General features: G+C 63.1%; 16 protein-coding genes. 10 read left to right on the top strand and 6 right to left on the bottom strand.

The window, feature by feature from the left end; genetic code table 11:
* Nucleotides 1–155: 155 nt before the first annotated feature.
* Entirely contained in the window at nucleotides 156–1,547 is a 1,392-nt protein-coding gene (locus AC4HIX_RS04750; protein ID WP_490398091.1) for a M20/M25/M40 family metallo-hydrolase, read from the bottom strand.
* A 388-nt stretch (nucleotides 1,548–1,935) separates the two neighbouring features.
* On the opposite strand from AC4HIX_RS04750, the gene hemA reads away from it, so the two are divergent.
* The 3 genes from hemA to ispG all read left to right on the top strand — a co-directional run bounded on the left by hemA (nucleotide 1,936) and on the right by ispG (nucleotide 5,736).
* A complete protein-coding gene (gene hemA / locus AC4HIX_RS04745; RefSeq protein WP_490398090.1) occupies nucleotides 1,936–3,171 on the top strand; it encodes a 5-aminolevulinate synthase in 1,236 nt (411 codons plus the stop codon).
* 128 nt (nucleotides 3,172–3,299) lie between these two features.
* The gene (locus AC4HIX_RS04740; protein ID WP_490398089.1) at nucleotides 3,300–4,511 is read left to right on the top strand and encodes a helix-turn-helix domain-containing protein; all 1,212 of its coding nucleotides are present in this window, start codon (nucleotides 3,300–3,302) and stop codon (nucleotides 4,509–4,511) included.
* Nucleotides 4,512–4,614: 103 nt separating this feature from the next.
* A complete protein-coding gene (gene ispG, locus AC4HIX_RS04735; protein WP_490398088.1) occupies nucleotides 4,615–5,736 on the top strand; it encodes a flavodoxin-dependent (E)-4-hydroxy-3-methylbut-2-enyl-diphosphate synthase in 1,122 nt (373 codons plus the stop codon).
* Between the two features lie 112 nt (nucleotides 5,737–5,848).
* On the opposite strand, the gene AC4HIX_RS04730 is transcribed toward ispG, so the two are convergent.
* The gene (locus tag AC4HIX_RS04730) at nucleotides 5,849–6,613 is read right to left on the bottom strand and encodes a DsbA family protein (RefSeq protein WP_490398087.1); all 765 of its coding nucleotides are present in this window, start codon (nucleotides 6,611–6,613) and stop codon (nucleotides 5,849–5,851) included.
* Entirely contained in the window at nucleotides 6,610–7,965 is a 1,356-nt protein-coding gene (locus AC4HIX_RS04725; RefSeq protein WP_490398086.1) for a M48 family metalloprotease, read from the bottom strand. Before AC4HIX_RS04725 ends, AC4HIX_RS04730 begins: the two co-directional genes overlap by 4 nt.
* A 22-nt stretch (nucleotides 7,966–7,987) precedes the next feature.
* Here AC4HIX_RS04725 and AC4HIX_RS04720 point away from each other — a divergent pair, with 22 nt between their 5' ends.
* The 3 genes from AC4HIX_RS04720 to AC4HIX_RS04710 all read left to right on the top strand — a co-directional run bounded on the left by AC4HIX_RS04720 (nucleotide 7,988) and on the right by AC4HIX_RS04710 (nucleotide 11,255).
* Nucleotides 7,988–9,133, top strand: coding sequence for a pyridoxal phosphate-dependent aminotransferase (locus AC4HIX_RS04720; protein WP_490398085.1), 1,146 nt, complete (start codon nucleotides 7,988–7,990; stop codon nucleotides 9,131–9,133).
* A 92-nt stretch (nucleotides 9,134–9,225) separates the two neighbouring features.
* The gene (locus tag AC4HIX_RS04715; RefSeq protein WP_490398084.1) at nucleotides 9,226–10,458 is read left to right on the top strand and encodes an N-acetylmuramoyl-L-alanine amidase; all 1,233 of its coding nucleotides are present in this window, start codon (nucleotides 9,226–9,228) and stop codon (nucleotides 10,456–10,458) included.
* Nucleotides 10,459–10,466: 8 nt separating this feature from the next.
* Complete coding sequence (locus AC4HIX_RS04710; protein WP_490398083.1) at nucleotides 10,467–11,255, top strand: phosphodiesterase; 789 nt, start codon at nucleotides 10,467–10,469, stop codon at nucleotides 11,253–11,255.
* Nucleotides 11,256–11,285: 30 nt separating this feature from the next.
* Here AC4HIX_RS04710 and AC4HIX_RS04705 read toward each other — a convergent pair whose 3' ends face one another.
* Nucleotides 11,286–12,683 carry a nucleotidyl cyclase domain-containing protein gene (locus tag AC4HIX_RS04705; RefSeq protein ID WP_490398082.1) on the bottom strand — a complete coding sequence of 466 codons (1,398 nt, stop codon included), beginning with the start codon at nucleotides 12,681–12,683 and terminating at the stop codon, nucleotides 11,286–11,288.
* Between the two features lie 328 nt (nucleotides 12,684–13,011).
* Here AC4HIX_RS04705 and AC4HIX_RS04700 point away from each other — a divergent pair, with 328 nt between their 5' ends.
* Complete coding sequence (locus AC4HIX_RS04700; protein ID WP_490398081.1) at nucleotides 13,012–15,513, top strand: penicillin-binding protein 1A; 2,502 nt, start codon at nucleotides 13,012–13,014, stop codon at nucleotides 15,511–15,513.
* On the opposite strand, the gene AC4HIX_RS04695 is transcribed toward AC4HIX_RS04700, so the two are convergent.
* Nucleotides 15,510–17,489, bottom strand: a complete 1,980-nt coding sequence (locus tag AC4HIX_RS04695; protein ID WP_490398080.1) for a Hint domain-containing protein — start codon at nucleotides 17,487–17,489, stop codon at nucleotides 15,510–15,512. The two genes, AC4HIX_RS04700 and AC4HIX_RS04695, sit on opposite strands and share 4 nt — an antisense overlap.
* A gap of 228 nt (nucleotides 17,490–17,717) precedes the next feature.
* Here AC4HIX_RS04695 and prfB point away from each other — a divergent pair, with 228 nt between their 5' ends.
* From prfB to AC4HIX_RS04680, 3 genes are all read left to right on the top strand, one after another.
* Nucleotides 17,718–18,845 (top strand): peptide chain release factor 2, encoded by a 1,128-nt coding sequence (prfB, locus tag AC4HIX_RS04690; RefSeq protein ID WP_490398079.1) that lies wholly within the window; start codon nucleotides 17,718–17,720, stop codon nucleotides 18,843–18,845.
* A 197-nt stretch (nucleotides 18,846–19,042) separates the two neighbouring features.
* The gene (locus AC4HIX_RS04685; protein WP_490398078.1) at nucleotides 19,043–20,446 is read left to right on the top strand and encodes a calcium-binding protein; all 1,404 of its coding nucleotides are present in this window, start codon (nucleotides 19,043–19,045) and stop codon (nucleotides 20,444–20,446) included.
* Nucleotides 20,447–20,630: 184 nt separating this feature from the next.
* A complete protein-coding gene (locus tag AC4HIX_RS04680) occupies nucleotides 20,631–21,401 on the top strand; it encodes a DUF2189 domain-containing protein (protein WP_475052742.1) in 771 nt (256 codons plus the stop codon).
* A 2-nt stretch (nucleotides 21,402–21,403) separates the two neighbouring features.
* On the opposite strand, the gene AC4HIX_RS04675 is transcribed toward AC4HIX_RS04680, so the two are convergent.
* Nucleotides 21,404–22,162 (bottom strand): helix-turn-helix domain-containing protein, encoded by a 759-nt coding sequence (locus tag AC4HIX_RS04675; protein WP_490398077.1) that lies wholly within the window; start codon nucleotides 22,160–22,162, stop codon nucleotides 21,404–21,406.
* Nucleotides 22,163–22,177 lie beyond the last annotated feature (15 nt).

Below are 22,177 nucleotides of genomic sequence, written 5' to 3'. Positions count from 1 at the left end.
GGGCGCAGGGGGCGCGCCGCCTTTGGCGGCGCTGGGCCCAACGGGAAGAGGGGCTCGTAAGAGCGCCGATGACGGGCGGGAGAGCGCCCTTGCGCGTCTTCAACGCGGCGGTTGCTGAACGGGCGGCGCCTTGAGGTGCGACCGCCCGCCGTTCGTTATTTCGCGGTCAGGGCGTCCAGCACACGGGCCCAGGACCGGATGCCCTTGTGGAAGCTCTTGAGGTCGTACTTCTCGTTTGGCGAATGGATGGCGTCGTCATCATTGGCAAAGCCGATCAGCATCGCGTCCATATCCAGGATCGACTTGAAATAGCCTGCGATCGGGATCGAACCGCCCATGCCGCAGAACACCGCCTCGCGCTGCCACTCATCCGACAGCGCGCTGCGGGCGGCCTCGAACTCGGGGCGGGAGATGTTCATCACTGAGGCAGGCGAGCCTTCCAGGTCGTTGTCCCAGCGCACCGAGGCGTCCACCGGCAGGCGGTCCTCGACGTGTTTGCGGATCTTGCTGCGCAGCGCGTCCGGGTCCATGTCGCCAACCAGGCGGCAGGTGATCTTGCAGTGCGCCTCTGACGGGATAACGGTCTTGGAGCCGGCGCCGTTGTAGCCGCCCCAGAGGCCGTTCACCTCCAGCGTCGGGCGGGCCCACTGCTGTTCCAGGGTGGAATAGGCCTTTTCGCCGTGCGGGCGGGTGTAGCCGACCGAGTTCAGGTATTCGGCTTCGTCAAAGCCGCAATTCTGCCACTGGCGCAGCTGGTCCTCCGGCACCTCATGCACGCCCTCATAAAAGCCTTCGACCGCGACGCGCCCGGTCTCATTGTCGTAGAAGGACGCGACGACTTCCGACAGCACCCGCAGCGGGTTCAGGCCGGGGCCGCCATAGTGGCCGGAGTGCAGGTCGATGCGGGGCCCGACGATGGTGAACTCATCCTTGAGCATGCCGCGCAGCTGCGAGGAGATCGAGGGCACCCCGCGCGACACCATCGAGGTGTCGCAGATCAGCGCCAGATCGGCCTTCAGCTCGCCGGAGTTGGTCTCCATGAAGGGAATGAGCGAGGGGGAGCCGGATTCTTCCTCGCCTTCAAAGAAGAAAGTGATGCGGCAGGGCAGGGAGCCGTTCACGGCCTTCCAGGCGCGGCAGGCCTCGACAAAGGTCATCAGCTGGCCCTTGTCATCAGACGCCCCGCGGCCGCGGATCACTGTGCCGTTCGGGGTTTCCTCCAGCTGCGGTTCAAACGGCGGCGTGTTCCACAGTTCCAGCGGGTCAACCGGCTGCACATCATAGTGGCCATAAAACAGCACATGCGGGACGTCTGTGTTCTCCTCGCCCACATGGCCCACCACCATCGGGTGGCCGGGGGTGGCGCGTTTCTCCGCCTTAATGCCGATGGAGTTCAGGTCTGCCACCAGCCAGTCGGCGGCCTGGTCGCACTCCGCCTTATAGGCCGGGTCGGTGGAAATCGACTGGATGCGCAGCAGCTCCATCAGCCGCTCCGTTGCGGTGTCCAGCTCTGCGTCGATCCGGTCCAGAACGTCATTCAGTGCCATCTTTTGCTCTCCTGTTTGTCCGGGGGGAGGCCCGGGATTTGGGCCAATTTGCCGCGGACCCTAGCAGTGCCCCCGGGGAGGGGCCAGAGGGGGCAGCCCAGGATATGCACTGTCTTGCCGCGGGCCGCCGTTTCCGGACCTGCGCATTGCGGCTTGGAGCGCGCAGGGAACATGACGTAAACGGCCACAGCTTGGCCGTTACTGTCCTTGCCGGGCTGCTGTTTAAGTTTTATTTGACCTGCATCAATGTTGCGCACCCTTGGCGGGGCGTATGCAGTTGATCAAAAGGGACGCCTGCGGTAACCATTCCTGAACGTGAATGTGGTTATACTGCCGGACGGCCGAGCCCTTTACACAGCCCGCGTGCTTCGAGGGAGCACAATTAGCTATGGAGATGCCGGTGGACTATACCGCGAAACTGGATGCTGCAATTGCCAGCCTGCACCAAGAGGGACGCTACCGGACCTTCATCGACATCGAGCGCAAGAAGGGCCATTTCCCGCATGCGGTCTGGACCCGGCCGGACGGCACCAAGCAGAACATCACCGTCTGGTGCGGCAACGACTACCTCGGCATGGGCCAGAACCCGGTTGTGCTGCAGGCGATGCATGATGCGATCGACTCCACAGGCGCGGGCTCCGGCGGCACCCGCAACATTTCCGGCACCACGGTCTATCACAAGCAGCTGGAGGCCGAGCTGGCCGACCTGCACGGCAAGGAAGCGGCGCTGCTGTTCACCTCTGCCTACATCGCCAATGACGCGACGCTGTCGACTCTTCCCAAGCTGTTCCCGGGGCTGATCATCTATTCCGACGCGCTGAACCATGCCTCGATGATCGAGGGCGTGCGCCGCAACGGCGGTGCCAAGCGCATCTTCCGCCACAACGATGTTGCACATCTGCGTGAGCTGCTGGAAGCCGACGATCCCAAGGCGCCCAAGCTGATTGCCTTCGAGTCGGTCTACTCGATGGATGGCGACTTTGGCCCGATTGAAGAAATCTGCGACTTGGCCGAGGAATTCGGCGCGCTCACCTATATCGACGAGGTGCACGCGGTCGGCATGTACGGCCCCCGCGGCGGCGGCGTGACCGAGCGGGACCGCCTGGCTCACCGGATCGACATCATCAACGGCACCCTGGCGAAGGCTTACGGCGTGATGGGCGGCTATATCGCGGCGTCTGAAAAGATGTGCGACGCCATCCGCTCTTATGCGCCGGGCTTTATCTTCACCACCTCGCTGGCGCCTGCTGTGGCGGCAGGGGCGGCGGCCTCGGTCGCTTACCTGAAGGGCGCGCAGGATCTGCGCGACAAGCATCAGGACCAGGCCAAGGTTCTGAAGCTGCGCCTCAAGGGGCTGGGCCTGCCGATCATCGACCATGGCAGCCACATCGTGCCCGTGATCGTGGGCAACCCGGTCCACACCAAGGTCCTGTCCGACCACCTGCTGGAAGATTACGGCATCTACGTGCAGCCGATCAATTTCCCGACCGTGCCGCGCGGCACAGAGCGCTTGCGCTTCACGCCGTCACCGGTGCACGGCCCCAAGGAGATCGATGCGCTGGTCCACGCAATGGACGCATTGTGGTCGCATTGTGCGCTGAATCGTGCCGAACTTGCCGGTTAACATACTGATCAGTGTAAATTAACGCTGAGTATGTTACGCTGCTGTCAACCAATGAGTGGATCCGAGTCGCGTCTGTGATTCTTTCACCACTCTGAAACGAGGCGGCAGGCATTTATGGGACGGCAGGCATGATCGGGCGCTTCACCCAGCGCAAGCAAGAAGAGCATGGCGAAACAGCAGAGCCCAAGGGTTTTGATGATTTCGAACTGAAGCTTGGCGACGTTATGCGCGGCGAACGGGCGACAATGGGCAAGTCCTTGCTCGACGTCCAACGAGAGCTGCGGATCAAGGCGTCCTACATCGCCGCCATCGAAAACTCCGATCCTTCCGCATTTGACACACCCGGTTTTATCGCGGGTTACGTGCGCTCCTATGCGCGCTACCTCAACATGGATGCCGAGCAGGCGTTTCAGGATTTCTGCCGGGAAAGCGGCTTTTCCGTGGCCCATGGCATGTCGGCCGAGGCGTCCAGCCGCAGCAAGACAGGCGCGGCGCCAGCCGCCAAATCCACTGGCCTGGGTGGCGACGCCTTTGCCTCCCCGAACACGCCGTTTATCCCCGCGCCCAGCAGCATCCTCAGCCAGGTCGAACCGCGGGCGGTTGGTTCGCTGATGGTGCTGACGGCGCTGATCGGCGGCATCACCTATGGCGGATGGGCTGTTTTGAAAGAAGTGCAGCAGGTGCAGTTTGCACCTGTAGATCAGACCCCGGCGGTGCTGGCAGATCTCGACCCGCTCAGCAGCGCGGTGCTGGAAACCGCAGATGGCGGCCAGGACCCGGCGGCTGAGGCGCTGGACCGGCTCTACCGCCCGCAGGCGCTGGATGTGCCGGTTCTGGTGGCACGCGACGCACCGATCTCTACCCTGGATCCGTCCACCATCGGCAACTTCGCCGCGCCGGAACTGCCCAGCGTCATCCTGGCGGAGGCCAGCATGGCCTATGAGGAAGACGCGCTGTCGCAGCCGGTTCCCCAGGTGGTCGCCGAAGTTGAACCGGGGGTTGAAATGGTGGCGGTGCGCCCGTCCTGGGTGCAGGTCACCGCAGCCGATGGCAGCGTGATCCTGGAAACCATCATGGATGCGGGCCAGCGTTTTGAGGTGCCCTTGACCGAGGATGCGCCGCGCCTGCGCACCGGTGAAAGCAGCGCCATCTATTTCGCAGTCAACGGGGAGCATTTCGGCCCGGTCGGCGCGCGCGGCCAGGTGTCCAAGAATATCGAACTGTCGATGGAGGCAATCACCGGCCGGTTCGAACTGGCCGATCTGCAGGATGGCCGGAACGAGGCGCTGGCGACATTGGTGGCGCAGCTGCAGGTGGAAGACCAGCAGCCGTCCGAATAATCCCTTCGCAGGAATCCGCAAAAGACGCCCGGTGCCGCCATTGCAGCGCCGGGCGTCTGCACGTATCTAGACGCTAACAGGACCCAGCCGGGACAAGAGCCATATGTCGATCAACCACATCCGCCCCTGGCGCCATATCGAGCGCCGCAAGAGCCGCCAGATCCACGTCGGCAATGTGCCCGTCGGCGGCGATGCCCCGATTGCGGTACAGACCATGACCAACACGCTGACCACTGATGTGGCGGCGACGGTGGCCCAGGTGCAGGCCGCAGCCGAAGCCGGGGCGGACCTGGTGCGGGTCTCAGTGCCGGATGAGGCGTCATCAAAAGCGCTGAAGGAGATCGTCCGGGAAAGCCCGGTTCCGATCGTTGCGGATATCCACTTCCACTACAAACGCGGCATCGAGGCGGCGGAGGCCGGTGCGGCCTGCCTGCGCATCAACCCGGGCAACATCGGCGACGAAAAGCGCGTGGCCGAAGTGATCAAGGCCGCCCGCGACCACAATTGCTCGATCCGGATCGGCGTGAATGCAGGGAGCCTCGAAAAGCACCTTCTGGACAAATTCGGCGAGCCTTGCCCGGAGGCGATGGTTGAGAGCGGCCTGGACCACATCCGCATCCTTCAGGATCATGATTTTCACGAATTCAAGATCTCGGTGAAGGCGTCCGACGTCTTCATGTCCGCCGCGGCGTATCAGCAGCTGGCAGAGGCCACCGATGCGCCGATTCACCTCGGGATCACCGAGGCGGGCGGTTTTGTCTCCGGAACCATCAAATCGGCGATCGGCCTTGGCCAGCTGTTGTGGATGGGCATCGGCGACACGCTGCGCGTCAGCCTCTCCGCGGATCCGGTGGAAGAGGTGAAGGTCGGCTTCGAGATTCTCAAGTCCCTGGGCCTGCGCCACCGCGGCGTCAACATCATCTCCTGCCCGTCCTGCGCGCGCCAAGGCTTTGACGTGATCAAGACGGTGGAAACGCTGGAGGAACGGCTGGCCCATATCCACACCCCGATGAGCCTCTCGATCATCGGCTGTGTGGTGAACGGCCCCGGCGAGGCGCTGATGACCGATGTCGGTTTCACCGGAGGCGGCGCGGGCTCCGGCATGGTCTATCTGGCGGGCAAGGCCAGCCACAAGATGTCGAACGAGCAGATGGTCGACCACATCGTCGAAGAGGTCGAGAAAAAGGCCGCCCAGATCGAGGCGGCCCAAGAGGCTGCGGAGTAAGCATCCGCTCTTCATCTGGCTGAAAATATCCCGGGGGCTGCCATTGGTGCGCCATTGGTTCAAGCCCAATCGCGGCGGGCAGCGCCCCGGTCACGCCGGTTCTTCCTGAAACTCAGCTGCGTTTTTCGCGGATCTCCGCCACCATGATTTCCATTTGGTCGGCGGGCAGGTAGCCGCGCAACAGCTCATTGCCCAGCACGAACGTCGGAGTGCCGGAGATCGCCATCTTCTGCGCCAGCGCGCGTGTCTGGCGCAGTTCGGCCGTCACTTCCTCGCTGTCCATTTTGGCAAAGATCGCATCGGCATCCAGCGACAGCCCCTCGGCCAGGCGGCGCAGCGCGACCTCATTCGGTTCGCCGCCGAACGCGATCAGCGAGTCATGCACCTGCTTGTAGGCGTCGTCTCCTGCAACCTGCTTGGTGGCGACGGCAAAGCGTGAGGACAGCACCGAGGCCTCACCCAGGATCGGGAACTCCTTGATCACCAGGCGGATGTTGCCGTCGCTCTCCAGAAGCTTTTCCACCTCTGGCGCGGCGCGGCGGCAGTAGCCGCAGCGGTAGTCCATGAATTCCACCAGGGTGATGTCGCCATCGGGGTTGCCACCCACCCAGGAATAGCCGTCGTTTTGCAACTCCTCCAGGTTCTCGGCAACCAGCACATCGTCGCGGGCCGCTTCGACCTGCTGCTGCTGCTGTTCCAGGAGGTCGATGGCCTCCAGTATCAGATCCGGGTTTTCCAGAATGTATTCGCGAACCTGCTCGCCAAAGGCAGCGCGCTCGGCATCGGACATAGCGCTGATGTCAAAGGCTTGGGCCGGTGCGCCCAGCAGGGCGAGGGCCGTGGCCGCTGCGGTGGCTGTGCGGGTGAAAGGGGTCATTTTCTTCTCTTTCTCTTCTGAGCTTGTTCAAAGGCTGACAGTACATCCTGCGCCCGCCGGGCGGCGGGGGATCCTGCTGGCAGCTGGGCAACGGCCCGTTTGGCGTGAATGCCGGCGTCATCCAGACGCCCTTGCAAGGCATAGCGTTCGGCGGTGACCAGGGCAGCCATGCCGGTCTGGCCGGTCTTGGCATAGGCCAGCGACATGTCGCGCAGCAAAACCGGGTTGCGGAAGTCGATAGCCCGGGCGCGCTCCATGCTTTTGAGCGCCGCCTTGGGCCGGCCCGCGGCCAGCTGGGCGCGGCCGTAGCCGGTCAGGGTCAGCGGGTCCCTGGGAGCAAGCTTGACTGCGGTGCCATAGGCGGCCAGGGCAGCGTTCCACTGCCGGTTCTCGATCAGGATCTGGCCCTTCAGTTCGTGATAGAAGGGGTCGGAGGGCCGCATGGCCAGCGCGCCGTTCACCGCCTTCAGTGCCTTTTTCAGATTGTTCTGCCGGTGATAGGCGGCGGCCTCGCGCATCAGGCGGACGTCCTTGAACTGTTCCTCCCGCACCCGGCGCAGGGTCCATTTCGGGGCGCGGGTAAAGGCCGACAGCTTGCCGCGCACACGCGCAAACCAGTACTGGGCCTCAGCGCTGGCCTGGCCCTTGTCGCCATGCGCCGCCAGATAGGCCTGGGCGGCGCGGATGCGATCGCGGCTGAGCGGGTGGGATCGGGTGTAGGGGTCCTGGCTCCTGACGCTGAGCACTTCCTGGCCGGCAAAGGCTTTGTGCAGGTCGACAAGGCCCTGCGGGCTGATGCCGGCGCGGTTCAGGTAGTCGGCAGCGGAGCGGTCGGCGGAGCTTTCCTCGGCCCGGGTATGGGCCAGAAAACTGCGCAGGGCCGAGTTCCGGGTGCCGATGGCGATACCGCCCGCCGCTTCACCGGCGCCGGCTGCGGCAGCCAGAACAGATAAGGCCAGTCCTAGCCCTGCGGCGCTGTTGGCTGAGCGCAGGTTCTGCATCCGCCGCGCCAGGTGGCCATTGGTGATATGGGCGGCTTCATGGGCGATCACAGCTTGCAGCATCTCCGGGGAGGTGACCTTTAGGACCAGCCCGTAATGCACGAAAATCGTTCGCGAATCCAAAACGAATGCATTGAAGGAGGAGTCGTTGACCAGCAGAATCCGCATCCGCTTGGCGTTCAGCCCTGCCGCGCGCAGAACGGGGGCAGCCAGCTGGTTCAGACCATGTTCGATATCCGGATCGCGCAGCAGCGAGATTGATGCCGCCTGCGCCGCTGCCGCAAACTGAAGCAGGGCGCAAACCACAAGAGCCGGGATTGACGCCAGCCGGAAGAAACGGTCAAAACTCATACGCGCACCATGGGAGATCAGAATGCGAAACTCAAGCCGCTCCAGCGTTGATCCGTTTATTGTGATGGACGTGATGGAGGCCGCCCGCAAAGCTGAAGAAGCCGGCCGCCACATTATCCATATGGAGGTGGGCCAGCCCTCCACCGGGGCGCCTGCCGGAGCGCTGAAGGCGCTGGGGAATGCGCTGGAAAACAACGCCTTGGGTTACACTGTTGCGCTTGGCCTGCCGGAACTGCGCAAACGGATCGCGCAGCTTTACGGCGACTGGTATAACGTCGATCTGAACCCGGACCGGGTGATCGTGACGCCGGGCTCCTCCGGCGCCTTTCTGCTCAGCTTCACCGCGCTCTTCGACAGCGGCGACCGGGTTGGCATCGGCGCGCCGGGGTATCCGTCCTACCGGCAGATCCTCAAGGCGCTGGGGCTGACGCCGGTGGACATCCAGACCGCACCGGAAAACCGGCTGCAGCCGGTGGCGGCAGACCTTGCCGGGCAGGACCTCGCCGGGCTGATGGTGGCCTCGCCCGCCAACCCCACCGGCACAATGCTGGACCGTGCGGCAATGGGGGCGCTGATCGACGCGGCACAGGCGGAGGGCGCCAGCTTCATTTCCGACGAGATCTATCACGGGCTGGAGTATGAAGCGAAGGCGGTCACCGCGTTGGAGCTGACGGATGAATGCTACGTCATCAATTCCTTCTCCAAGTTCTTCTCGATGACCGGCTGGCGGGTTGGCTGGATGGTGGTGCCGGAAGATCATGTGCGGGTGGTTGAGAGGATTGCCCAGAACATGTTCATCTGCGCCCCGCATGCCAGCCAGGTTGCGGCGCTGGCGGCGCTCGATTGCGAAGACGAGATGCGCGAGAACCTGGCCGTCTACGCAAAGAACCGCCAGTTGATGCTGGAGGGGCTGCCCAAGGCCGGATTCACCAAAATCGCACCGCCGGACGGGGCATTTTATGTCTATGCCGATGTGTCGGACCTGACAGATGACAGCCGCAGCTTTGCCGCGGAAATCCTTGAAAAGGCGGGCGTTGCGGTGACGCCGGGGCTGGATTTCGACCCCGTGCGCGGGGCCACCACGCTGCGCTTCTCCTATGCCCGCTCTACCGCGGACATCGAGGAGGGGCTGGCCCGTCTGGCGCTGTACATGGCGTCCAGAGACTGAGCCGGGGATAAGTGCACAAGGCGGATTTCCAAGCCCGCCCAAATTGCCTAGTCTGCCCGCCAAAAGGCCAAGAGGCCGGGCAAGAGGCGAGCATGGGCAGACTGATTACACTCACCGCACTGATATGGGCTTTGGCGGCGGGTGCCTGGGCGCAATCCGGCAACAGCAGCTTTGGGGGTCTGGCGCGGATTGACGCCAGCGGAAGCCGTGTCTGGGATGCCGGGCGGGGCGCGGAGATCACCCTGGGCCTCAGCCAAGGGGTGCCCTACCGGCTGTTCACCCTGGACGGCCCGCCGCGGCTGGTGCTGGATTTTCAGGAGGTCGACTGGACCGGGCTGACGGCAGACAAGCTGGTGCAGGGGGATCAGATCACCGCCGCGCAGTTCGGCACCTATGTGCCGGGCTGGTCGCGGCTGGTGCTGCAGCTGGCGGAGCCGATGAAGGTTTCTTCGGCTGCAATGAGTGTCGATCAAGTAACTGCGGCGGCCCGGCTGGCGGTGTCGCTGGAACCTGCCTCCGCGCAGGAGTTTGCCGCCGGCGCCGGTGCCCCGCAGGATCCGCGCTGGGATCTTCCCGCACCTGAGGTGATGCAGGGCCGGGCAGCGCGGGACGAGAACGCGCCGCTGTTGGTGATGCTTGATCCGGGACACGGCGGCATAGACCCGGGTGCAGAGACCGAAGATGGCATCATCGAGAAACACCTGATGCTGCAATTCGCCCGGGAGCTGGGGGAGGCGCTGGTGCGCTCAGGCCAGTTCACCGTAATGATGACCCGTGACGACGATTATTTTGTTTCGCTGGAGCGCCGTATCGCAATGGCACATCAGGCAGGTGCCGATGTGTTCATTTCGCTGCATGCGGACACGATCTCGGAAGGCCGCGCGCATGGCTCCACCGTTTACACATTGTCCAAAGAGGCCTCTGACCTGGCGTCGGCCAAACTGGCGGAGCGGCATCTGCGCGGCGACTTGCTGTCGGGCACCGACCTCAGCCAGGCGGACGACCGGGTGACAGGAGTGATGCTGGATCTGGCGCGGCAGGAAACCCAGCCGCGCAGCGACGCGCTGGCGGCGGCGCTGATTGACGGGCTGCGGGCGCAAGGAAAGCCGATCAACAACCGTCCGCTGCGCTCCGCAGGGTTTTCGGTGCTGAAGTCGGCGGATATCCCCTCGGTGCTGGTGGAGATCGGTTTTCTGTCCAGCAAGCGCGACCTGAAAAACCTGGTGGACGCGGACTGGCGCGCCAAGGCCGCCCGCGGCCTCCTGAACGGGCTGATCACCTGGCGTGCCCAGGATGACACCCGCCGCGCACTGGTGCGGAAGTAGAGGCTGCCATGAAACTGATCTGGATGTCCGATCTGCATTTCGAGGCTGAAGGTCCGGTACTGGGCCACGACCCGCGGCTGCGGCTGCGGGCGGCGGTGGAATTTGCCGCTGAGCACCATTCCGAAGCTGACGCCTGCCTGATCACCGGTGACCTAGTGGAAACCGGATCAGAGCGGAATTACACGCGCTTGAACGAGCTTCTCAACGTCCTGCCAATGCCGATCCTGCCGTTGACCGGCAATCACGACGATAGGGAGGCATTGCGGAATGTGCTGCCTTTGCCAGACGGGGCGATGCCCGGCTTTGTGCAGTATCGGGCGGATATCGGGGAGCTATCTGTTCTGTGCCTCGACACACTGATCCCCGGTCAGGCGGCGGGCATCCTGTGCCCGGAGCGCATGGATTGGCTGAGCGAGGAGCTGGCTGCCCTGGACGGGCGGCCTGCCATCGTGGCGATGCATCACCCGCCCGTGAAGCTGGGGCTGCCGATGCAGGACCCGGACAATCTCCAAAACGGGGCGGAGCTGCTGGCGCTGCTTGCCCGCTATCCCAATGTGCTGCACCTGCTGGCGGGCCACGTGCACCGGCCCTGTTCCGGCGTCGCGCAGGGCATTCCCTTTGCTACCGCACAAGCGGTTCTGTACCAGGCGCCGCTGCCCCGCCCAGCCTGGGACTGGAGCACCTTTCAACCCGCCGCTGAAGCACCTGCGCTGACGGTGCTGCAATTCGAGGGCGGCAATCTCACGCTGCAGACTTGCCAGTTCTGCGACTACGGCCTGGGAGGCCCCAAACTGTAAAGCGCCAAGGCGGTCAAGGGTGTGCTGGCGTCAGGCGGCTTCCGCCTTGGCCAGCGCCTTTTCGATTTCGCGTTCAAGCGCCTGCTTGTGCGGGGCAAGAATGTCATTGGCAACTTTTGCCATCAGCCCCTGTTTTTCCAGCTTGGCGGCGATGCAATCCATCAGCTGCCCTTCGGCCTTGCTCTTCTCCATGCAGGAACTGACGATTTTCTCCAAAGCGTTCATGTGATTGGTCAAAGCCTTGGCAATGGCCCGGCCGGTGAAGAACTTGTGCGCCATCCGCAGGACGGTCTGCAGAACAATCTCGGCGCCGATCTTGCGCGGGATGCCGGTGAAGCGGCCCAGGATGATCTCGATCTCCTTGCCGCCCCAGCGGGCCGCTGTGCTCCACAGGTATTTGTTGATCCAGCGGGAATTGACCATCCGGCTGGCCAGCCGCTCGCCAACCCCCTTCATGACAAGCTGCCCGGCCTTGGCCCCGAGCCATCCCGAGAAGCCGCCCGCCACCGCAGCAAAGGTGACGCGCTTGAAGGAGCCTGCCACACCGCCGGCCTTGACCCATTGCCCCTTGAGAATGCAGCCATTGGCGATTTCCTGAACCGTGTTCTTGCTGGCGGCGACAACGGCGCCCGCGGTGGCGGGATTCACCCCGTTGGTGACCAGGATCAGCTGCACGATATCAGCGGCGCCGTCGCGCAGATCGACCGAGATTTCTTCGCAGATCTTGGCGCTTTGCCCCAGCTCCTTGGAGAGCATGTTCAGATCCATCGCCACCGCGTCGAGCAGGATCTTGGTCTTTTTCATTTGCTTGAACGATTCCAGCAGGCTTTTCTTGTTCTTGCCATAAGTCATGTCCACCAGCTTGCCGACTGCGGCATCTGCCTTCTTGAGCGACTTCGCAGGGCGTTCGATGTCGGCGTTGGGGGTCACCATCTTGACGAAAAAGGTCCAGAACCCTTTTTGCATTTCACGGTACTGGTCGCGGTAGTTGTTCAGCGTGCTCATGAACGCCATGGTTTCGGTGTGCAGGCGGCTCTGGATGGCGCCGACGGCGTCGCCCATGTCGTCCTCGGTGAACCAGTGGGTCTTGCCCCGCCATTTCACTTCATAGACCTTGCCCTTGGCGGGCAGCGGCCTGCCGCCCTGCGCCTTGGCGAATTGTTCGGCAACCTTGACCGGGGAGCTGTCCAGCATCTTGAAGGTCTTGGAGCCGGGTTCGACCAGGCTGGTCACCTTGGTTTTAACGACCTGCTGCTGGAACTGGCCGATGGCGAGGATCGTCGGCTGGCCCACTTTGCCGTTAGTGGGCACCCGTTTGTAGCCGACAGTCGCCGCATGTTCGTTGAGCATTTTCTGGACCAGCACAACGTCCTTGGGGTCGTTCACGGCAGTCTTGCCGCCGCCGACCGGAGCTCCGAGTTTGGCCATAGCAGTCTCCTCCACCTTTCGGGCTGCCGGGTGAAACCTGAATTGGGTGCGCGCCGCGGATGGCGGGCGGTGGATGGGGAGGCAGGCCAAGAAGGCGATTGCGTGCACATGCGTTCAGCCTGCCCGCCGCCTGCGCCGAACCGCGGCAAGCATTGGGAAAATGGGGCAGCCGCTGTTAGTATTGTCCTGTCAGGATACATCACAGACGGCTCAAAACCAATTCTTCGGGCGGCAGATGTCAGGACAGCACACTTTCGCCGCCGCATGCTTTGACCCCGGACACCGCCGCGCCTATATAGGCGGCACCTCGCGAGAAAGGCCCAACCCCGTGCTCAGGTTCATACTCTCCTTCTTCGGCTCCATCTTCAGCACCATCACCCTCGGCGTGGCGATGGTGGCGCTGACTGTCGGGGCGGTGTTCTGGATCTACGGGCGCGACCTGCCGAGCCATGAATCGCTGGCCCAGTACCAGCCGCCGACCATCAGCCGGATCTATTCGGGCGAGGGCTATCTGATCGACGAGTTCGCCAAGGAACGCCGCCTGTTCACCCCGTCGCATGAGATCCCGGACCTGGTGAAACAGGCGTTCATCTCGGCCGAGGACAAGAACTTCTACAGCCATTCGGGATATGACGCCCGCGGCATTGCGGCCGCCGCGATGGAGGCGGTGCGCTCACGCGGGCAGAATGTGCGCGGCGCCTCGACCATCACGCAGCAGGTGATGAAGAACTTCCTGTTGTCCGGTGACCGCCGGGCCGAGCGCAAGATCAAGGAGATCATCCTCGCCACCCGGCTGGAGGAGACGCTGGACAAGGAACGGATTCTGGAGCTGTACCTGAACGAGATCTTCCTGGGCCAGAACTCCTATGGCGTGACAGCCGCTGCGCAGACCTATTTCAACAAGACGCTGAGCGAGCTGGAACCGCATGAGGCGGCGACGCTTGCGTCGATGCCCAAGGCTCCGTCGGACTACCATCCGGTGCGCCAGAAGGACCGTCTGCTGGCGCGGCGCAACTATGTGCTGCGGGAAATGCGCGAGAACGGATACATCTCCGCCGATGTCTATGAGGTGGAGGTCGCCCAGCCGCTGCGTTCGGTGCAGAACGGCGATTTTGAGGCTTTCCGCACCGCGCTGCCGCCTCGGGATTACTTCACTGATGAAATCCGCCGCCAGCTGACCCAGGACTTTGGCGAGGGCGAGTTCTTTACCGGCGGCTTTACCGTGCGCGCCACCCTTGACCATGAAATGCAGGCCGAGGCGGCGCTGGCGCTGCGCGGCGGCCTGGAGAAATACGACCGCTCCCGCGGCAAATGGCGCGGCACCGGCGTGCAGCTGGAGGAAGCCCTGCTGGCGGATGAGACGGCTTGGCGCGCCGCGCTGGCAGATGCCGACGTCCCGCGCGATATCGCTTTGGGCGGCAGATGGCATCCGGCGGTGGTGCTGGAGGTCGGCAGCGAGTCGATGACGGTGGGTGTCGAACAGAGCAAGGGCACCGGGTCGGTGCCGCGCTCCGACATCAAGTGGATGAAGGGCAGCTTTGCAGACAACTTCACCCGCGGCGACGTGGTGCTGGTGCGGGCCGAGAAGAAGGACGGGGAATTCAGCCATTGGTCGCTGCGCCAGGTGCCGGAAGTGCAGGGCGGCTTTGTTGCGATGGATGTGAACTCGGGCCGGGTTCTGGCGATGCAGGGCGGCTTCTCCTACCAGCACTCGGTGTTCAACCGCGCGACCCAGGCGCTGCGCCAGCCGGGCTCCAGCTTTAAGCCGTTTGTCTACGCGGCGGCGCTGGACAGCGGCTACAGCCCGGCGACCATCGTGGTTGACGCCCCGATCGAGATCAACACGCCGCAAGGGTTGTGGCGGCCCAAGAACTCCACCAACAAGTTCTACGGGCCCACACCATTGCGCACCGGTATCGAGATGAGCCGGAACTTGATGACCATCCGCCTGGCGCAGGAGGTCGGGATGCCGGTGGTTGCGGGCTATGCCGAACGCTTTGGCGTCTATGACAACATGGGCGCTTTCCTCGCCAACTCGCTGGGTGCGGAGGAAACAACGCTCTACAAGATGGTGGCAGCATATGCGATGTTCGCCAACGGAGGCGAGCGCGTGCAGCCGACGCTGGTGGACCGGGTGCAGGACCGCTTTGGACGCACCATCTACCGCCATGACGACCGCGACTGCGTTGACTGCTCCGACCCGCAGCTGGCCGCGGGCCAACCGCCGCGCATTGTCACCGACCGCGAGCGGGTGATGGACCCGGTTACCGCCTATCAGCTCACGTCGATGATGAAGGGTGTTGTTGACCGCGGCACCGCGTCCAGCGTGATCAACCTGCCGGTGCCCACAGCGGGCAAGACCGGTACCACCAACGATTCGCGTGATGTCTGGTTCGTGGGCTTCACCTCCAACATCGTGGCGGGCTGCTACATGGGCTTTGACCAGCCCCGCCCGATGGGCCGCGGCGCCTATGGCGGCACCATGTGCGGCCCGGTGTTCCAGCAGTTCATGACCAAGGCGGTGGAGAAATTCGGCGGCGGCCCGTTTGACGTTCCGGAAGGCGGCCACTTCATCAAGATCGACCGCTACACTGGCGCGCGGCTGCCGGACGATGCCTCCGGCCCGTATGTGGTTGCGGAGTATTTCCGGGATGGTGCCGAGCCGATCTTCGGCCTGACCTATGACGGCGGCTTCGCCATGGGATCCAACCTGCCGCTGGTCGAGGAAGTGCAGCAGTCCGGCCGCAAAGTCACCACCTCCAGCGGCGGCACCGCGGTGCTGGGGCCCAAGGCCACCTTTGGCACTGTCAGTTCTGGCGGGTTGTACTAGGGGCCAAGCAGCACCGCCTCGTGGCGCGTCATGCACTGGCGCGCCGTTTTGCCATAGGTACCGGGGCACCAGCGCAAATCCGGCATGATGCTGAACAGTTCCTCCCGCACTGGTTCGTCCAGGGCAGACATCGCCTGTCCGCCGGGGTGGAAGCTCTCGGACGGGGCGCCTTCGGCATAGATGATCTCATGCCGGTCAAACAGCAGGTGGACATAGGTCACCATGCCGCCGGGCTGCTGGCGGATGCTGCTGCCATTGACCAGATGCAAGGCGGAGACCAGAACCTCGCGCTCGCCGCACAGCAGTGTTGCGCTTGAACCGGTGTAGAGCATCCGGTGCTGCGGGGAGACCAGCAGGTCCCGTTCCGATCCGAACAGGCCCGCAGGGATGCGCACCGGAGCCAGGTTGCCTTTTGCGGGCACGGTTGACTGGCTGATCCAGCGCACCGGCTGAAGCCCGTTGTCCCGCGTGATCACCTGATCGCCGGGCTGCAGCGTTTCGATGGCCCGCAGGCCTGTCGCCGTGGCAATCCTGGTGCCGGCGGTGAAGCAAATGATCTGCTCGATGCCGGAGAAACTGACCACGCTGCCATCCAGCAGCGTCGCGGTGCCGGAGAGGCTGCCGCCGCTGTTGTCGGTAATGTTCAGCGTGCCTTTGTCGAGCTGGCCGTTGAAATCCAGCGTGTCGCCGGTTGTCTGCCCGTCATCGCCGCCCGCGATGGTGATATTATTGCTGCCGCCGTCGCCTGTATCGACGATGGTGAAATAGTCATCGCCGTCACCGCCGGTGGCGGAATCGCCTTCACCGGTGATGAGGCTATCATCGCCGGCCCCGCCATCCAGAGTGTCGGCACCACTGCCGCCCTGCAGGGTGTCATCGCCGCCCTGGCCATAGATCAGATCATCCCCGGAACCGCCGGAGATATTGTCGTTGCCGTCTGCCGGGTCTTCCGGGGGCACCGTGAACGTGATGTTCGAGACCATATAGTCGGAACCGTCGGTGCCATCGGTTTGCAGCTTCGCAGACAATACCAGCTGGTCGAATGGACCGTACCCGTTGATATCCACAGTCCCGGTGCCGGTGCCTGCGCCGTCCTCTGTGAAATCGCCTTGGGCAATCAGAACACCGTCGTTGTAGATGGCCCAGTGCCCTTCCTCCCCGTAGCTGTCAGTATAGAGATGCTTGAAGGAGAAGCTGGCGTCCGTGGTGTCCTGATCAAAATCGATGATCAGCTCTTCTGAGACGCCTGAAGCTTTGTCGTAGCCGATCTGCGCGTGGACGCCGCTGTCGGAATCAGAGACCGCCCCGGCAACACCAAAGGCGTTGCTGTAGTAAGAGATGTTGGCGGCGCTGGCGGTGCCCGAGACATCCTTGGCAGTTACGGTGAAGCCGCTGGACGTGTCTGTTACGTTTGCATCGTCGATGCCTTGCTGCGAACTGCTGAGCCCGGCCTCGGTGCTGCTGTCGCCATAGATCGTGTCATTGCCGCTGCCGCCCTCAAGGCTGTCGCCGCCTGCGCCGCCCAGCACGAGGTCGTTGTCCGCGCCCGCATCCACGGTGTCGTCGCCTGCGCCAGCCTCCACCGTGTCCTGGTTGCCTGAGACACCGCCGCCGCTGCCGTTGTCGATCTGGTCGCCATCGCCGTCGGTGTAGCTGCTGCCGATCATATCGCCGCCGCTGGTGCCCTCTACCGGGCCATCCATGTCGGTGTAAGCGGGCGGAGTGTCTGCGCTGGCCGAACTGACGGAGTCCGGCGGACCGTAGTCCGGAACAAAGTAGACGTTGCCGTTTGTGGCCAGATAATAGACCCCCGGCTCAATCTCATTGGTGTAGGGCGTGCCTGCGTGCGAGCCTGTCCAGTTCCAGTTGCCGGCTCCAAGCGTCTGGTCAGCAGTAAAGGCGGCATAGCTGGTGGTGATCGTATCGCCCTGATCAAGCGAGCCGTTACCGAGTTGGACAAGATATCCGCTAGGCATAATCCAAGTCCCCAGTGCAGTGGCGGCCGCCCGCCGGAAAACAATGCGGGAACAAGCGTTAACTGGTCTGTGTTAAGGCCGCGTTTTAGCGCGCCGGATTCTGCGTGGTATTTTAGGATGTTTTTCCGCAGCGCCGGCGGGGCAGGGCGTGGCGGCTTGCGAGCGGCGCAAGGGTGGTTTATCACGCAGGCCTGACCTGAGATTGCCCGGATATTGCAAGGACACCCCATGCGCGCGGAAACCCAGAACATCGTGGCGGAGATCGAGAAGTCGCTGGAGCTGCTGGCTCAGCGGATGAATTGGGAAACCGCCGAATTCCGCCTGGAGGAATTCAACGCACGGGTCGAGGATCCGAACCTGTGGGACGACCCGGAGGCCGCGCAGAAGCTGATGCGCGAGCGCCAGGCACTGGTGGATTCAATCGATACCTACAAGGGGATCAAACAGGATCTCTCCGACAATATCGAGCTCATCGAGCTGGGCGAGATGGAGGAAGACGAAGACGTCGTCAAAGATGCTGAGGCGGCGTTGGGCGCTCTTAGGGAAAAGGCTGCCGAGAAGGAGCTGGAAGCGCTCTTGGACGGTGAGGCCGACGCCAACGACACTTTCCTGGAGATCAACGCAGGCGCTGGCGGCACCGAGAGCTGCGACTGGGCCTCGATGCTGGCGCGGATGTATGTCCGCTGGGCCGAGAAGAAGGGCTACAAGGTCGAGCTTCAGTCAGAGAGCGCGGGCGACGAGGCGGGCATCAAATCCGCCGCCTACAAGATTTCCGGCCACAACGCTTATGGCTGGCTGAAATCCGAGAGCGGTGTGCACCGGCTGGTGCGGATCTCGCCCTATGACTCGGCGGCCAAGCGGCACACCTCCTTCAGCTCTGTCTGGGTCTACCCGGTGGTGGACGACAATATCGAGATCGAGGTGAACCCGGCCGATATCCGTGTCGACACCTACCGCTCCTCGGGCGCGGGCGGCCAGCACGTCAACACCACCGACTCGGCGGTGCGGATCACCCACATCCCCACTGGCATCGTGGTGACTTCGTCCGAGAAGTCGCAGCACCAGAACCGCGACATCGCCATGAAGGCGCTGAAATCGCGCCTGTATCAGCAGGAACTGGACCGCCGCAACGCTGCCATTAACGAGGCGCATGAGGCCAAGGGCGATGCCGGCTGGGGCAACCAGATCCGCTCTTACGTGCTGCAGCCGTACCAGATGGTGAAGGACTTGCGCACCCAGCATGAGACCTCTGACACCAAAGGGGTTCTGGATGGTGACCTGGATGGGTTCATGGCGGCGACACTGGCGATGAATGTCTCCGGTAAAAGCCGTTCCGAGGCCCAGGGCGAAGAGTGATCCTGGCCGCCGGTTTGATCTCGCGGCAAAAGGAGGCGGCACCTGCTGAGTGCACTGCAAGCTCCGGCTGACCAGCCGGAGCTTATTTCGTTGGCGAAACCGCTCGCAAGCTATCGAAATCGCCACCTTGTCCGTCCGGGCCAGAAGCATTTTGCTGGAGAATGCCAAGGTTGGTGTTCGTGGTTCGAGGGGGTATCATGGCACGGGTTGATCTGAATTTGCTGTTTGACGGTGAAACCGCCATTCCCCGGCTTGATGGCCAGGACAGTGTTACGTGGTTCGACCGCTTTTTGAACACCTACAATGTCTTTGAGAGCAATGCAGACAACAGGCTGGTGGCTGATGCCGGCCTCACCGGGCAAGACTGGACGGCCAAGATCGTCCGGTTCGGCGGCGCTGCGGAGAATAACCTGACCAAGATCACCGATTTGGACGGCGGAACTGGCCGCCGGATCGATTATCTGGAGTTGGGCTACAACTCCAGAGTGGATCTGGATTCGACCCGCGCGCGGCAAATCAACGGCTGGGACGGGAAAAAGCACGAAGTCAAACTGGGTGAAAACCAGGAAGGCAGCACGTTTTCCATCCATCTCTTTGCAGAGGAGAATATCGTCACCACCGGCAATGCGTTTGTGTTCAACATCGAAACCGGCCTTGGCGGCAGCACAGCGGACAGGGCCAAGGGGGATGTGATCACCATTGGTACCGGCGGCGCGGGTACCGTTCGCACCGGTGCTGGTGATGACCGGGTTGTGGTCCGCGATGGGTTTGCGGACTTCGTCAGCACCGGCGATGGCAGCGATACAGTTGTGACCGGCCAAAGCGGCGCTGCCGTGGTCCGCACGGGCGACGGCAAGGACAGTGTCAGAACCGGAAATGCCTTTGTCGAGCTGATATCCACCGGCAATGGGCGTGATACGGCGGAAATCGGGGCCGGGGGCGCGGGCCTGGTCCGGCTGGGGAGCGGCAGGGACCTCGTCAAAGTCTCCGAGGCCGATCCCAGCACGGGCTTTCAGATCAATGGCGGCGGCGGCAGAGACACATTGGACTTTTCGAACGTCTCAAGTGGAGTGGTGTTTTCCCTAAACCTGTCCGGGGCGTGGCAGAACCCTGGCGCACCGGGCGGCAAGCTGGACGCAGAAGGGACCGGGTATGTCCAGGCCACATCCATCGAGAACCTGACCGGCACAGCAAAAGGGGACAAGCTGACGGGGGACGGCGGTGCGAACCTCCTTGCTGGGAAAGGGGGCAATGACCGGCTGGCTGGGCTGGCTGGCGCGGACACGCTGGCAGGCGGAGGCGGTGACGACAGGCTCGCGGGCGGCCGCGGCAAAGACACCCTCAATGGCGGCGGCGGCAACGACACGCTGACCGGCGGCAGCGGCGCTGACACATTTGCCTTTAGAGCCGGGGACGACTTGGTCCGGGACTTCGCGGATGGCACCGACATCCTGCAGATCCGCGGTCACAGCGGCGGCTTTGGCAGCCTTGGCATCGCAGACAGCGGCGGCGACCGCCTGATCACTCACGACGGCGGGACGGTGCGGCTGGAAGGCGGCGCGGGTCTTGCGCTGACGGCGGACGATTTTGTCTTTGTCTAAGCGCGGGCTGATCTGTGCCAGCCGGAAAGACGGGCGTAACAGCCCGTCTTTTTCCCGAGGCGGCACGGACTGGCTGTTCGGCAGGACCGGCAACTGCAATCTAAATATATATCTGGAAAGTATTTTTTACAGCGGGCTTCGCGGCTAGGCTAAAAAGCATAGGAAACCGGGAGGATAAACCGCGATGACCACAGAAAAGCCCTTTGGGGTGCCGGAGCTGCGGCCCGCTGCCATGCCGATGCTGTTCGAGGCGCTGCGGCGGGGCTGGGCTGATTTCCGGGCCAAGCCGCTTTACGGGCTGTTCTTTGCCGGATTTTACGTGCTGGCAGGCTGGGCAATGGCCTGGATCACCGTACAGACGGGGACCACCTACTGGCTGGTCCTGGCAGCCATCGGCTTTCCGCTGATCGGCCCCTTTGCCGCGGTGGGGCTTTATGAGGTGTCTCATAGGCTTGAGCAGGGGCAGCCGATTGCCTTTGGCGGCATCCTTGGTGTGGTTCTGCAGCAAAGCCGCCGTCAGCTGCCCTCAATCTGCGCCATCATCGTTGTGGTATTCCTGTTCTGGTTCTTTCTCGGCCACATGATCTTTGCGCTGTTCATGGGGCACGCGACGATGACCAATGTCTCCAGCTCAGCAGAAGTGCTCATGACTGTGAACGGGCTGACCATGCTGGCAGTCGGAACTGTTGTCGGGGCATTGTTTGCGCTGCTGCTGTTTATGATCACGGTGATTTCCCTGCCGCTGCTGCTGGACAGAGAGGTGGACTTTGTCACCGCGATGATCACCAGCTTTCAATATGTGCAGCAGAATTTCACGGTGATGATGATCTGGGCCGCGCTGATTGCCGCCGTTACTTTTGCCGCGCTGCTGCCCTGGTTCCTGGGGCTGTTCCTGGTGCTGCCGCTTCTGGGCCACGCCACCTGGCACATCTACCGCCAGGCAGTTGCGCAATAGCGTCAGCGGAAGGGCTGGCCGGTGTTCAGCAAGCGGCGGTGGAAGGGGAGCAGATCCGCCTCGTCGGCAAAGCCGGAACTGCGCGCAGCGGCCAGCACCTGTCCGGTGTCGCGGCCCAAGTGTTCGTAAACCATCCGCGTTACCCGCTCTCCGGTCTGGCTTTCGCGGACGGTGCGGGCAACGTAGCCGGACCAGAAATTGTTCTCCAGAGAGGCCTCGCGGGCCAGATAGTTGAAGGAATACGTCATCGCCCTGCGCCGCGCGATCACGAAGGCCACGCCATCCTCGTGGCGGCTGACATAACCTCGGAACTCGCGCACTGCCGGTGTCGCCGGCAGCCCCTGGCTGTACATCGCCTCTTTGGCTTCGAACCCCTTGATGTAGGTTACGCCCCCGTCGCGGAACACATAGGCCAGACCGATCACGAACTTGTCGTCATTAATGAAGCTGCGGCGGGTAAAACGGTAAAACCCGGACGGGAATAACTCCTCGCTCAGCCGCTGCACGCCACGGCCCAGGAAATCCGCAAGAAAAGCTCCATTCACCACCTGGCCGGCTTTGGAGAGTTTTTCCACCGGGTCCAGAAGAATCCGGGCATCAACTTCAAAGAAGCGGCAGATACGGTCCAGCACATCCGGGCGCGGAAAGCTCTCTCCGGAAAGGTACCGGTTGAATTGGGTGCGGTTAATGCCAAGCTGGCGGGAAAGTTCGGAAACCGACGGGTATTGCCGCGACAACTGGCGCAAATTGGCCCCGAACATGTTCCTCAAATTAGC

The organism is Leisingera sp. (assembly GCF_982940295.1).
Note: the sequence above shows the minus strand (reverse complement) of the source record. Positions and strands in the feature narration are given on the sequence as shown.